The 13,546-nt window shown below is 64.3% G+C and carries 12 protein-coding genes; 2 read left to right on the top strand and 10 right to left on the bottom strand.

What is annotated here, in order from left to right; genetic code table 11:
* Window positions 1–149 precede the first annotated feature (149 nt).
* Both cbpA and OO258_RS06600 read left to right on the top strand, forming a co-directional pair.
* Complete coding sequence (cbpA, locus tag OO258_RS06605) at window positions 150–1,103, top strand: curved DNA-binding protein (RefSeq protein WP_266029312.1); 954 nt, start codon at window positions 150–152, stop codon at window positions 1,101–1,103.
* Between the two features lie 2 nt (window positions 1,104–1,105).
* Complete coding sequence (locus OO258_RS06600) at window positions 1,106–1,411, top strand: chaperone modulator CbpM (RefSeq protein WP_110745990.1); 306 nt, start codon at window positions 1,106–1,108, stop codon at window positions 1,409–1,411.
* Between the two features lie 216 nt (window positions 1,412–1,627).
* Here the strand turns inward: OO258_RS06600 and OO258_RS06595 are convergent, their stop codons facing one another.
* The 10 genes from OO258_RS06595 to OO258_RS06550 all read right to left on the bottom strand — a co-directional run bounded on the left by OO258_RS06595 (window position 1,628) and on the right by OO258_RS06550 (window position 13,535).
* Entirely contained in the window at window positions 1,628–2,143 is a 516-nt protein-coding gene (locus OO258_RS06595; protein ID WP_266029311.1) for a GNAT family N-acetyltransferase, read from the bottom strand.
* A 31-nt stretch (window positions 2,144–2,174) separates the two neighbouring features.
* Window positions 2,175–2,873, bottom strand: a complete 699-nt coding sequence (urtE, locus tag OO258_RS06590; RefSeq protein WP_266029310.1) for an urea ABC transporter ATP-binding subunit UrtE — start codon at window positions 2,871–2,873, stop codon at window positions 2,175–2,177.
* 63 nt (window positions 2,874–2,936) lie between these two features.
* On the bottom strand, window positions 2,937–3,794 hold the full coding sequence (gene urtD, locus OO258_RS06585) for an urea ABC transporter ATP-binding protein UrtD (RefSeq protein WP_110745993.1): 858 nt from the start codon (window positions 3,792–3,794) through the stop codon (window positions 2,937–2,939).
* Window positions 3,791–4,870: an urea ABC transporter permease subunit UrtC gene (urtC, locus tag OO258_RS06580; protein ID WP_110745994.1), complete on the bottom strand. Its 1,080-nt coding sequence runs from the start codon at window positions 4,868–4,870 to the stop codon at window positions 3,791–3,793. The genes urtD and urtC overlap by 4 nt, the downstream gene beginning before the upstream one ends.
* A complete protein-coding gene (urtB, locus tag OO258_RS06575) occupies window positions 4,870–6,357 on the bottom strand; it encodes an urea ABC transporter permease subunit UrtB (RefSeq protein WP_266029309.1) in 1,488 nt (495 codons plus the stop codon). The genes urtC and urtB overlap by 1 nt, the downstream gene beginning before the upstream one ends.
* A 110-nt stretch (window positions 6,358–6,467) precedes the next feature.
* The gene (gene urtA, locus OO258_RS06570; protein WP_012274414.1) at window positions 6,468–7,733 is read right to left on the bottom strand and encodes an urea ABC transporter substrate-binding protein; all 1,266 of its coding nucleotides are present in this window, start codon (window positions 7,731–7,733) and stop codon (window positions 6,468–6,470) included.
* A 187-nt stretch (window positions 7,734–7,920) separates the two neighbouring features.
* Entirely contained in the window at window positions 7,921–9,327 is a 1,407-nt protein-coding gene (gene cycA, locus OO258_RS06565; protein ID WP_266029308.1) for a D-serine/D-alanine/glycine transporter, read from the bottom strand.
* A gap of 221 nt (window positions 9,328–9,548) precedes the next feature.
* Window positions 9,549–10,916 carry a PepSY-associated TM helix domain-containing protein gene (locus tag OO258_RS06560; protein ID WP_266029307.1) on the bottom strand — a complete coding sequence of 456 codons (1,368 nt, stop codon included), beginning with the start codon at window positions 10,914–10,916 and terminating at the stop codon, window positions 9,549–9,551.
* 57 nt (window positions 10,917–10,973) lie between these two features.
* Window positions 10,974–13,040 (bottom strand): TonB-dependent copper receptor, encoded by a 2,067-nt coding sequence (locus OO258_RS06555; RefSeq protein WP_266029306.1) that lies wholly within the window; start codon window positions 13,038–13,040, stop codon window positions 10,974–10,976.
* Between the two features lie 66 nt (window positions 13,041–13,106).
* Window positions 13,107–13,535 carry a DUF2946 domain-containing protein gene (locus OO258_RS06550; RefSeq protein ID WP_266029305.1) on the bottom strand — a complete coding sequence of 143 codons (429 nt, stop codon included), beginning with the start codon at window positions 13,533–13,535 and terminating at the stop codon, window positions 13,107–13,109.
* Between the last annotated feature and the right edge of the window lie 11 nt (window positions 13,536–13,546).

The following is a 13,546-nucleotide window of genomic DNA, read 5'->3' as shown; positions in this document are numbered from 1 at the left end:
GGAGGCAAAACGGCCGCGCAGTGTATGCCAGTTGGCTACAGAATCAAGACCAGTCGTCTGCCATGGGGCAAACCCAAGGTGGTCTTGAAAGGCTATGCTTGACCCCTATCTTCTGATGCAACACGCACTTTCACACTGGTGATCCACAGATGGACTTCAAAGACTATTACAAGATACTTGGCGTAGAGCCCACGGCGGACGAGAAGGCGATCAAGGCCGCCTACCGCAAGCTGGCGCGCAAGTATCACCCCGATGTCAGCAAGGAGCGCGATGCCGAGGACAAGTTCAAGGAGGCCAACGAGGCCTACGAGGTGCTTGGCGACGCGCAGAAACGTGCCGAGTTCGACGAAATCCGCAAGTATGGCGGTCAGCATGGCCGGCCATTCCAGGCACCTCCAGGCTGGGAAAACCGTGGCGGTGGTGGCGGCTTCGAAGGCGGCGATTTCTCCGACTTCTTCAGCTCGATCTTCGGTAACCGCGGTGGCAATCCCTTCGGTGGCACCCGGCAGCAGCAACGTAGCGCCGGCAGGCGGGGGCAGGACGTGGAACTTGAACTGGCGGTATTCCTTGAAGAGACCCTGAGCAAGGAGTCCAAGCAGATCAGCTTCCAGGTGCCGCAAACCAATGCCATGGGCCAGCGCACCGGCTTCACCACCAAGACGCTGAACGTGAAGATTCCGGCCGGGGTGACCGACGGCGAGCGCATCCGCCTCAAAGGCCAGGGCGCGCCGGGCAGCGGTGGTGGGGCCAATGGCGACCTGTTCCTGACCATCCGCATGGCACCGCATCCGCTGTTCGATGTCGAAGGTCATGACCTGATCATCACCGTGCCGCTGGCACCGTGGGAGGCTGCGCTGGGCACCAAGGTGGCGGTGCCGACCCTGGAAGGCAAGATCAACCTCACCATCCGCCCGGACAGCCAGAGCGGCCAGCGCCTGCGCGTACCGGGCAAGGGCCTGGCCAACAAGAACGGCGAGCGCGGCAACCTTTATGCGCAGCTCAAAGTGGTCATGCCACCGGCATCCGACGAGTCTGCCCGCGAACTGTGGACAAAGCTTTCCGAGAAGGCGGCGTTCAACCCGAGGACACAATGGAGTAAGTGATCATGAGCAGCACCCTGATCGTTCAACTGGACATGCGTACCTTGTGTCAGGAAGCCGATGTGACGGCGGACTGCGTGATCGAAATCGTCGAACACGGCATTGTCGAACCTTCCGGGCGAACGCCGGAGGACTGGCTGTTTGACGATCAGGCGCCGTTATTGGCCAAGCGCGCGGTGAAGCTGCACCAAGAGCTGGAACTGGAATGGGAAGGCGTGGCGCTAGCGCTGGAGCTACTGCAGGAAGTGCAGCAGTTGCGCAGTGAGAACAGCATGCTGAAGCAGCGGCTGGGCCGGTTTATCCAGCTGTAAGTTCCCCCGCCGGCATCTGTGGGGATTGCCCAGCCCCAAGTACTGCATAAGCCTCAAGCCTGCGGGGTACCTGTGGGAGCGGGCTTGCCCGCGAAGAAGCCAACACGGTGGATGGCACGGGCTTCGCCCGTGTTCGCGGGACAAGCCCGCTCCCACAGGGATCGCGCTGGATTCTAGAAATTGAGCAAGACAGTTGATCCAGCAATGGACCGAATTTCAGGTCGGTTCGGCGCCCGGGTTCAACACCAGCTGCATGAAGGTCAGATCTAGCCAGCGGCCAAACTTTACCCCCACCTGGGGCATCTGGCCGGTCACCACGAAGCCCAGCCGCTCATGCAGGCGAACCGACGCCGCATTGCCACTCTCGATGGCCGCCACCATCACATGCTTGCCGCACCCCTTAGCACGCTCGATCAGCGCGGCCATCAACACCGGCCCCAACCCCTTGCCCCGCTGGTCGCCACGGATATACACCGAGTGCTCCACAGTCAGGCGGAAGCCCTCGAACGGCCGCCAGTCGCCAAACGAGGCATAGCCCAGCACGCCGGTTTCATCCCTGGCCACCAGGATCGGGTAGCCCTGCTGCGCGCGTGCTTCGAACCAGGCCTGGCGGTTGGCCAGGTCGACGGGGGTTTCGTTCCAGATCGCCGTGGTGTTGCGCACGGCGTCGTTGTAGATGTCGAGGATGCCCGGCACGTCGGCGGGCAGGGCGTCGCGGATTTGGTAACTCATGACAGCGTCTCGCAGGGTCGTTGGTTGCAGGTTAAATGGTTACCAGCCCGCGCACACCTTCGGCCTGCATGTTTTCGCCACGGCCGCGCTGGACGATTTCGCCACGGGCCATGACCAGGTACTGGTCAGCCAGCTCTTCGGCAAAGTCGTAGAACTGCTCCACCAGCAGGATTGCCATGTCCCCGCGTTCGGCCAGGCGGCGGATCACTGCGCCTATTTCCTTGATTACCGAGGGCTGAATGCCCTCGGTCGGCTCGTCGAGGATCAGCAACCGCGGCCGGCTGGCCAGGGCGCGGCCGATCGCCAGCTGTTGCTGCTGGCCGCCGGACAGGTCGCCGCCGCGGCGTTGCTTCATCTGTTCCAATACCGGGAACAGTTCATAGATGAACGCTGGCACTTCGCGGGCCTCACGGGCGGGGAAGCGCGACAGGCCCATCAGCAGGTTTTCCTCGACGGTCAGCCGCGGGAAGATCTCGCGCCCCTGGGGCACGTAGGCGATGCCGGCGTGAACGCGTTGCTGGGGTTTCAGTGTGGTGATCGGCTTGCCTTCCCATTCGATATTGCCTTCGCGAGCCGGCACCAGGCCCATCAGGCAGCGCAGCAGGGTGGTCTTGCCCACGCCATTGCGGCCGAGCAGGCAGGTGACTTCGCCGACGTTGGCTTCAAAGGACAGGCCGCGCAGGATGTGGCTGCCGCCGTAGTACTGGTGCAGGGTGTCGATCTTGAGCATATGAGAATTCCTGGAAGAGATGCTGTGCCTGTGCAGGCGATAGGCCCGCACAGGTTTGAAGATCTAGCGGCCCAGATACACCTCGACCACCCGCTCATCCGCCTGCACCTGCTCCAGCGATCCCTCCGCCAGCACACTGCCCTGGTGCAGCACGGTCACATGGTCGGCAATGCTGCCGACAAAGCCCATGTCATGTTCCACCACCATCAGGGAATGCTTGCCGGCCAGGCCCTTGAACAGCTCGGCGGTAAACTCGGTCTCGGCATCGGTCATGCCCGCCACCGGTTCATCCAGCAACAGCAATTGCGGCTCCTGCACCAGCAGCATGCCGATTTCCAGAAACTGCTTTTGCCCGTGCGACAGCAGGCCGGCCTGGCGCTGGGCCAGCGGCAGCAAGCGCAAGGTGGTGAGCACCTCCTCGATGCGCTGGTGCTGCTCGCCGCCCAGACGTGCCGCCAGGCTGGCCCACACCGACTTGTCGGTCTTCAGCGCCAGCTCCAGGTTCTCGAACACCGTCAGCGCCTCGAACACCGTGGGCTTCTGGAACTTGCGGCCAATGCCGGCCTGGGCGATCTGGTACTCACCCATGCGGGTCAAGTCGAGGGTGTCGCCGAAATAAGCCGTGCCACTGTCGGGCCGGGTCTTGCCGGTGATCACGTCCATCATGGTGGTCTTGCCGGCGCCATTGGGGCCGATGATGCAGCGCAGTTCGCCCACGCCGATGTACAGGTTCAGGGCGTTCAGGGCCTTGAAGCCATCGAAGCTGACGCTGATGTCCTCCAGGCTCAGCACCGTGCCGTGGCGGGTATCCAGGCCGGCCTTGCGGCTGTGGCCCAGGCCGATGGCATCACGGCCTGCGCCCAGCTGGTCGAACACCGGCTCAAGCATGAATTCTGGGTGTACCGGGGGCACGCCTCTCATGGCTGGCTCCTTTTCTTCAACAGGCCGACCACGCCCTTGGGCAGGTACAGGGTAACGAGGATGAACAGCGCGCCGAGGAAGAACAGCCAGAACTCCGGGAAGGCCACGGTGAACCAGCTTTTCATGCCATTGACCAGGCCGGCGCCGAGCAGCGGGCCGATCAGCGTGCCGCGCCCGCCGAGGGCCACCCATACGGCGGCTTCGATGGAGTTGGTCGGCGACATTTCGCTGGGGTTGATGATGCCCACCTGCGGCACGTAAAGCGCCCCGGCCAGGCCGCACAACACCGCGCTGAGCACCCACACCAGCAGCTTGAAGCCGCGCGGGTCATAGCCGCAGAACATCAGGCGGTTCTCCGCGTCGCGTACTGCCGTCAACAGGCGGCCGAACTTGCTACGGGTCAGGCGCCAGCACAGGTAGAGGCTGGCCAACAGCAGGCCGACAGTCAGCAGGAACAGCACGGCCCGGGTGCCTTGCGCGGTAATGTCAAAGCCCAGGATGGTGCGGAAGTTGGTGAAGCCGTTGTTGCCGCCGAAGCCGGTTTCGTTGCGGAAGAACAGCAACATGCCGGCGAAGGTCAGGGCCTGGGTCATGATCGAGAAGTACACGCCCTTGATCCGTGAACGGAAGGCGAACCAGCCGAACACCAGCGCCAGGAGCCCAGGCGCCAGTACCACCAGGCACAGGGCCCAGGCAAAGTGCTGGGTACCGGCCCAATACCACGGCAGCTCGGTCCATGACAGGAAGGTCATGAACCCCGGCAAACCGTCGCCGGCCGCCTGGCGCATCAGGTACATGCCCATGGCGTAGCCGCCCAGGGCGAAGAACAGGCCATGGCCCAGCGAAAGCAAGCCGGCGTAGCCCCAGACCAGGTCCAGCGCCAGCGCGACGATGGCATAGCAGAGGATCTTGCCGACCAGGGTCAGGGTGTAGGCCGAGACTTGCAGTGAGTGGTCCGCTGGCAGCAGCGACAGCAGCGGCAGGGCCACCAGCACCAGGACGACGACGGCGCCGATGGCCAGCGACAGGCGCGGCCCGGCCTTTTGCGTAGCGGTGACAAGCAGTGGCTGGTTCATCAGTCGATTACCCGTCCCTTGAGGGCGAACAGGCCTTGCGGGCGCTTCTGGATGAACAGAATGATCAACGCAAGGATAAGAATCTTGCCGAGTACCGCACCGATCTGCGGCTCCAGCAGCTTGTTGGCGATGCCAAGGCCGAAGGCGGCCCAGAGGCTGCCGGCCAGTTGCCCGACACCGCCAAGCACCACCACCAGGAACGAGTCGATGATGTAGCTCTGGCCCAGGTCCGGACCGACGTTGCCGACCTGGCTCAGGGCCACGCCGCCAAGCCCGGCAATGCCTGAACCAAGGCCGAAGGCGAGCATGTCGACGCGCCCGGTGGACACCCCGCAGCAGGCCGCCATGTTGCGGTTCTGGGTGACGGCCCGCACGTTGAGGCCCAGCCGCGTGCGGTTGAGCAGCAGCCAGGTCAGCAGTACCACGGCCAGGGCGAAGCCGATGATGACCAGGCGGTTGTATGGCAGCACCAGGTTTGGCAACAGCTGGATGCCCCCCGACAGCCACGCCGGGTTGCTGACCTCGACGTTCTGCGCGCCAAACAGCAGGCGGATGGCCTGGATCAGGATCAGGCTGATACCCCAGGTGGCCAGCAGGGTTTCCAGCGGGCGGCCGTACAGGTGGCGGATCACGGTGCGCTCCAGCGCCATGCCGACCCCAGCACTGACGGCGAAGGCTACCGGCAGGGCGATCAGCGGGTAGAACTCGATGGCACCTGGCGCGTAGCGCTGCATCAGCACCTGGACCATGTAGGTGCTGTAGGCACCGAGCATCAGCATTTCGCCATGGGCCATGTTGATCACCCCGAGCAGGCCGAAGGTGATGGCCAGGCCGAGCGCCGCCAACAGCAGGATCGAACCCAGCGACAGCCCGCTGAAGGCCTGGCCGAGCAGTTCGCCGACCAGTAACTTGCGCTGCACCTGCGCCAGGCTGGTTTCGGCGGCTGTGCGCACGCCCGCGTCGGTTTCCGCGCCTGGTTGCAGCAGCGCCTCAAGGCGGGTACGGGCCAATGGGTCACCGGTTTCACCCAGCAGGCGCACAGCGGCCAGGCGCACTGCTGGCTCGCTGGCGCCCAGCTGCAGGTTGGCCAGGGCCAGGCCGAGGGCAGCCCGCACGGCAGCGTCCGGCTCGGCGGCGAAGCGCCGGTCGAGGAAGGCCATTTGCGCAGGTTGTGCGCTTTTCTGTAGTTGCTGGGCCGCGGCCAAGCGGGTGTCGCTGTTGTCGCTGAGCAGCTGATGGCTGGCCAGGGCGTTGTCGATCAGGCCGCGCAGGCGGTTGTTCAGGCGCACCTTGCGGGTGTCGTCGGCGGCGATGCGGCCCTGGCGCAGGTTGTCCAGCAGCGGCAGGCGCCCGGCATCGGGTTGTGCTGCCCAGCCTTCGAGCAGGCGGGCTTGCTCGGCGGGCTTGGCGGTGAGAAAGAATTCGCCCTCGCTGGCCTGGGTGGCCAAGGGCAACAGCAGAAGCAGGGTGAGCAGCAGTCTGAGCATGCGGGTAGTCCTGGTAATCGGTGGTCGATTCTTCGCGGGACAAGCCCGCTCCCAGAGGCCTGTGGGAGCGGGCTTGCCCCGCGAATGGGCTGCAAGGCAGCCCCATGCACTCAGTTACCTTTCACCGCATAGTCCGGCCGCTTGTCGTTGCCCGGAATGAACGGGCTCCATGGCTGCGCCCGCAGCGGCTGCTCGGTTTCCCACACCACGCTGAACTGCCCGTCATCCTGGATTTCGCCGATCATCACTGGTTTGTGCAGGTGGTGGTTGGTCTTGTCCATGGTCAGGGTGAAGCCCGACGGCGCCTTGAAGCTCTGCCCGGCCAGTGCTTCGCGGACCTTGTCAACGTCGGTGGACTTGGCTTTCTCGACAGCCTGGGCCCACATGTGGATGCCCACGTAGGTGGCTTCCATCGGGTCGTTGGTCACTGCCTTGTCGGCGCCCGGCAGGCCCTTGGCCTTGGCGTAGGCTTTCCAGTCGGCGACGAACTTCTGGTTGACCGGGTTATCCACGGACTCGAAGTAGTTCCATGCGGCCAGGTGGCCCACCAGCGGCTTGGTGTCGATGCCACGCAGTTCTTCTTCGCCCACCGAGAAGGCCACCACGGGCACGTCGGTGGCCTTCAGGCCCTGGTTGGCCAGCTCTTTGTAGAACGGCACGTTCGAGTCGCCATTGACCGTGGAGATGACTGCAGTCTTGCCGCCAGCGGAGAACTTCTTGATGTTGGCGACGATGGTCTGGTAATCGGCGTGACCGAATGGGGTGTACACCTCCTCGATGTCCTTGTCGGCCACGCCCTTGCTGTGCAGGAACGCGCGCAGGATCTTGTTGGTGGTGCGCGGGTAGACGTAATCGGTACCCAGCAGGAAGAAGCGCTTGGCGCTGCCGCCGTCTTCGCTCATCAGGTATTCCACCGCCGGGATGGCCTGCTGGTTAGGCGCGGCGCCGGTGTAGAACACGTTTGGCGACATCTCCTCACCCTCGTATTGCACCGGGTAGAACAGCAGGCCGTTGAGCTCTTCGAACACCGGCAGCACCGACTTGCGTGACACCGAGGTCCAGCAGCCGAACACCACGGCGACCTTGTCCTGGGTCAGCAGCTGGCGGCTCTTTTCCGCGAACAGCGGCCAGTTGGAGGCCGGGTCGACCACCACCGGTTCGAGCATTTTGCCGTTGACCCCGCCTTTGGCGTTGATCTCGTCGATGGTCATCAGCGCCATGTCCTTGAGCGAGGTCTCGGAAATGGCCATGGTCCCCGACAGCGAATGCAGGATGCCGACCTTGATGGTCTCGGCGGCCTGGATGCTCCAGCTCAGGCCCATTGCGGCAATCGATGCGCTGAGGGTAAAGGCCTTGATCAGACTGCGACGCTTCATGTGCTCTCTCCGCTGAGTTTTTTTTGGTGTTGGCCAAGCGGGGAGAGGCATTGCAAGGGGTGTGCCTAACGGCGGGATGCGCGCAATAGAGGGGTTGTGCGAGGTGTTGGGGCGTTGGTTGGATCCAGGTTGGTGCTTGATGGATTTATGTGCACAGGATTGGGGCCGCTGTGCGGCCCCAGAGCCATCAGCCGTTACGCACTGCCGTGCGCGGATGGCGCTTGCTGCGCACCCCCTGATAGGTCACCGCAAGCAGCACGAACCAGATCGGCGTCACCACCAGTGCCGCGCGGGTATCGTCTTCCAGGCTCAGCAGCACCAGGATGAAAGCAAAGAACACCAGGCACACGTAGCACATGAAGCGCCCGCCCGGCATCTTGTATTTCGATGCCTGGTGCAGCGCCACACGGTGCTTGCGGTACTTCAGGTACGACAGCAGGATCAGCGTCCAGACGAACATGAACAGCACCGCCGAAACGGTGGTTACCAAGGTGAACGCCTCGATCACGTTCGGCACCAGGTAGATCAGCACTGCCCCCAGCAGCAGGCAGGTGCAGGAGAAGAACAGGCCGTTGGCCGGTACCGAGCGGCTCGACAGTTTCTCGAACGCTTTGGGTGCGTCGCCTTCCTGCGACAGCCCGTACAGCATGCGGCTGGTGGAGAACACGCCGCTGTTTGCCGACGATGCCGCCGAGGTCAGTACCACGAAGTTGATGATGCTCGCCGCTGCCGGCAGACCGGCCAGCACGAACAGCTCGACGAACGGGCTCTTGCCCGGCACCACGTCACGCCATGGCGTCACTGCCATGATCGCGATCAGCGCCAGTACGTAGAACACGATGATGCGGATCGGGATCGAGTTGATCGCCCGTGGCAAAGTACGTTCCGGGTTCTTGGCCTCTGCGGCGGTGGTACCCACCAGCTCGATGCCGACGAAGGCGAACACGGCGATCTGGAAGCCGGCGAAGAAGCCCATCAGGCCGTTGGGGAACATGCCGCCATCATTCCACAGGTTGGCCAACTGCGCAGTGCGCCCGCTGGGCGAGGTGAAGCCGGTGATGACCATGTACAGGCCGGTGGCGACCAGGCCGAGGATGGCAACGATCTTGACCAGGGCGAACCAGAACTCCAGCTCGCCGAACATTTTCACCGTCACCAGATTCAACGACAGCAGGAGCGCCACGCAGGTCAGTGCCGGTATCCACTGTGGCAGGTCGGGGAACCAGAATTGCGTGTAGGCAGCGATGGCGACCACATCGGCAATGCCGGTGACCACCCAGCAAAACCAGTAGGTCCAGCCGGTGAAGTAGCCGGCCCACGGGCCGAGCAGGTCGGCGGAGAAGTCGATGAACGACTTGTAGTTGAGGTTCGACAGCAGCAGTTCGCCCATGGCGCGCATGACGAAGAACAGCATGAAGCCGATGATCATGTAGACGAAGATGATCGACGGCCCGGCCAGGCTGATGGTCTTTCCCGAGCCCATGAACAGGCCGGTGCCGATCGCGCCGCCGATGGCGATCAGCTGAATGTGGCGGTTGGTCAGGTTGCGTTGCAGGTGCTGCTCTTCTTGTGGTTTTGGTGAAATTGCGGTCATAAGCTGCATTCCCTTGAAAGTCGCCGGCTAGGCTAACACGGGCGTTCCAATTCGAGATCGCGACAGAACGCCACGATTTTCAGATAGCAGCCGTGCTTTGCCAGGCAAAGTCCGACACCTTCGCCGGCCTCTTCGCGGGCATGCCCGCTCCCACAGGTATCGCGCCACGCCTGAGGGCGGCAGAGATCCTGTGGAAGCGGGCAAGCTCGCGTATGCAGGGCTCAGGCGCTGGCCAGCACCCGGCGGCGCCTGACTACCAGGCTATCCACCACCCACATCACCACCATCGATACCCCTACCAGCGGGAACAGCACCCCTAGCACCAGCATCACCCCCACCGCTGCCTTCCAGCGCGGCAGGTCATGACGCAGCGGCGGCACACCCAGGCCACCCTCGGGGCGGCGCTTCCACCACATCACCAGCCCGCTCACCGAGCCCAGCATGATCATCAGGCATACCAGCAGGATGATGATCTGGTTGAACGCCCCGAACATCTTGCCTTCATGCAGCATCACCCCCAGCTCGGTGGCGCGGGCGACCGGGCTGTAGTCCTGCCAGCGCACATCCGCCAGCACCTTGCCGGTGTACTGGTCGACATGCAGGGTGGCGTCGTTGCGCGGGTCGTCGGCGAATACGGCAATGGTGAACACCCCGTCTGCGGTGGTGGGCAGGGTGATGCTGTAGCCTGGCTCGACCTGCCGCGCGGTGGCGATGTCCTCGACCTGCTGCAGGCTCACCTGCGGCGCTGCGGGCATGGCCGTCATGGCGTGGTGCCCGGCATGCTCGGCATGCGCGCCGGACTGCGGCATTGGCGTGTTTTCCAACGCCCACGGCACGGTCTGGCGATGCGCGCTGTTCAGCTCCCGGGCCTGCTGGTCCGACTTGGGCACGTCGTTCCACATGGCGGCCGGGAAGCGGTTCCACAGATCGGCGTACTGCTTGCCCCACAGGCCGGTCCAGGTCATGCCGCTGAGCAGCATCAGCAACAGCAGGGCCGAACCCCAGAAACCGGTTACCGCGTGCAGGTCGCGCCACAGCAGCCGGCCGCGTGCCGATAGCCGTGGCCACAGCACGCCAGCACCCTTGCGCCCGCGTGGCCACCACAAGTACAGGCCCGACACCACCAGCACGATGCCCCAGCCTGCGGCCAGTTCCACCAGGCGGTCACCCAGCGTGCCGACCATCAGCTCGCCATGCAGGGCACGGGCGATGGCCTGCAGGTTCTGCTTGCCGTCCTGCTCGCCGAGCACCTTGCCACTGTAAGGGTCGACGAACACGTTCAGTTCGCGGCCACCGTCATGCACCACGAACTGCGCGCTGCGCTCGGCGTTCAGCGGTGGCAGGTACTGGCCGACATGGCCCTTGGGGTAGGCCTGGCGCACTTCGGCCAGCATCAGGTCGGCGCCCTGTCGATGGTGGCCGGCCTCGACCACCATCAGGTCGCGGTACAGCAGCGGGTCAAGCTGCGGCTTGAACAGGTAGATGATCCCGGTGATCGCCAGCAGGATCATGAACGGGGCCACGAACAGCCCCGCATAGAAGTGCCAACGCCAGGCCAGGTTATAGAAACTGATGCGTGTTCCTCTCATGGGAACCTCCTGTTTGACCAGCTGATGGGCGCACCCGAAGATGCGCCCGGGTTGTTGTCAGAAGCTGAAATCGACCTTGGTCCACAAGGTCCTGCCTGGCTCGTTGACCGGCTGTGGATCGGTTGCCGGGTAGCCGAACCCGGCATTCCCGGCCAGGTTCAAATGCTCGGCGTAGGTTTTGTCGAGCAGGTTGTCGACCCCTGCGCTGAGCTTGAGGTTGCTGTTCACCTTGTAGGCGCCGTTCAGCGAAAACACGCCGAAGCCGGCGCTCTTGTCGTAGTCCTTGCCAACCACGTTGCCCTGGTTTTCGGCGATGCGGTTCTGCGCCGCCACCAGCCGCCACAGCGCCCCGACGCTCCATGCGTCACGGCTGTAGGTCAGGCCCAGGCGGCTTTCCAGCGGTGGCATTTGCGGCAGTGCCTTGCCGTCGCTGCTGTTCTTGCCCCAGGCGTAGGCCAGCGTGGCGTCTGCCTTCCAGTTTTCCGTCAGCTGGTAGGCTGCGCCCAGCTCGCCACCCATGATGCGGGCGTCGATGTTCTGTGCCTGCGAGGTGCTCATGCCCATCATGCCGGTGCGGTAGTCGAACAGGATGTAGTCGCGGATCTGCCCGACATAGCCCGAGGCCCAGGCCTCCAGACGCTCGGTGCGGTACTGGATGCCGAAGTCGAGCTGGGTGGTTTTCTCTGGTTTGATGCTGTCGAAGGCATTGGCCGAGCCGGCAGGGCCTTGGTCCGGGGAGAACAGCTCCCAGTAGTCAGGGAACCGTTGAGCATGGCCAAGGCCGATGTAGGTGGTGGCGGGCAGCGCCGCCAGGTCGTGCTCGTAGCGCAGGAAGCCGCTGGGCAGGGTGTCGGCACGGGTGTTGCCGTTGGTGGCGCTGTCATCGCGGAAATCCTTGGCCGAGGCGCGGTCCAGGCGGGCGCCGGTGATCAGCCGATCCGTGCCAGTGGCGTACCACGTCAGCTCGCCGAATGCACCGTAGTTGTGGAAGTCGGCGTCCTTGTCCCAAGGCTGGTTCTTGTAGGTGTCGATACCCATGGCACTGCGTGCGCGGTGTTCGTTGGTCTGCGCATCGATGCCGCTGATCAGCTGCACGTCAGCCCAGCGCCATGTGGCCTTGATACGCGCGCCCATGGTGCGGCGGTCGACTGCGGCGGCCATGGGGCCGGCCATCATGCCGGTGCCTGACGGCGTGCGCAGGCTGTAGTTGTCCATCACGTGGTCGGCGTAGTTGTAGTAGACCTGGGCCTCGACCTTGTCCAGCACCTCGCCGAGGTTGGACTTTTCAAAGCGCAGGCCCAGGCTTTCGCGCTTGAACTGCGAGCCGTCCATGCCGCGCCCGGCGTAGCGGGCTTCGCCATCGCCCTTGCCGGCGGTCAGCTCCAGCAGCGTGTCCTGGTCGGGCGTCCACCCCAGCGCGACGTCGCCGTTCCACTTGTCCCAGCGGGATGGCAGGGTGTCGTGGCTGCCGTCATGGTAGTCGTCCGAGCGCGACTGGTTACCGACGAAGCGCGCATAGGCCTGGCTGTTGCCGGCAGCGGCGTCCAGCACCTTGTCGAAACGGCCGTTGGAACCTGCCAGCAGGCTGGCGTTGACCCGGCTGCCGAGGGTGCCGAACTTTTCCGGTTCGCGTTCGAAGAGGATGGTGCCAGCCGAGCCGCCAGGGCCCCAGATTACGCTTTGCGGGCCTTTGATCACGGTCAGCCGGTCGTAGGTTTCCGGCGAAATGTAAGAAGTGGGAGCGTCCATGCGGTTGGGGCAGGCGCCGAGCATCAGGCCGCCATTGGTGAGAATGTTCAGGCGCGAGCCAAACATGCCGCGCAGGACCGGGTCGCCGTTGGTGCCGCCGGCGCGGATCGCCGAGAAGCCGGGGATGGTCTTCAGGTAGTCGGCGCCGTCGCTGGCCGGCACCGGCTGGCGTGGGTCTTTCGGGTTGGTGACCACAGTCAGCGGTGAGCTCGGGGCCACGGCTGTGATTACCGTCGGGCTTAGCTCGGGAGCGTCGTGCGCATGGCCTTCTTGGCCAAGGTCGGCGGCCAGGGCCACGGGCGCGAGCAGCGAGCCGCAGACGGCGGCGATGGTCCCACGCAGGGACAAGGCAAAAACAGGGGTGCAGCCAGACATAATGATTCCAGTCGATCAGTCATGAGTCAGCGCGAAGCCTCCTGGCTCCGTGCGCAAAATGTGCTTTCAGACGCTGATCGAGGAGGGCGGGGCGCGGCTGCGCGCACCGGGGAATACAGCCTGCCGGGCATGGCCCTGGTGCGTTGCGGCAAACAGCTGGCTGGTGGGGGCAAGGCCGCCGGCGCTTAGCGGGCTCAGGGCCTGGGGCAAGGCCGGGCAATTGAACAACAGGCTGCAGTAACCGCATTTTTCCCACATCACGTGCAGCTGGCCATCGCTGCCGTGGCCGTGATGTGCGTCGCCGTGCTGATGGGCTGCCGTCATCGGCATGTCCATCGGCATGCGCATGCCGGCGTGGTGGTCCATCGGCATCGACTGGGAAATCAGCGGGCCGATGAAGATCATCCACATGGCGAACAGGCTCAGCCATCCGCCACCGGCGCGCCTGCGGTCAGGGCGGGTGGTACGGCGGGTGCTGTTGCGCGGCAGGCTCATGGCGAGTGCCT

The sequence above is a fragment of the Pseudomonas sp. DCB_BI genome (genome assembly GCF_026240995.1).
GTDB lineage: Bacteria > Pseudomonadota > Gammaproteobacteria > Pseudomonadales > Pseudomonadaceae > Aquipseudomonas.
Note: the sequence above shows the minus strand (reverse complement) of the source record. Positions and strands in the feature narration are given on the sequence as shown.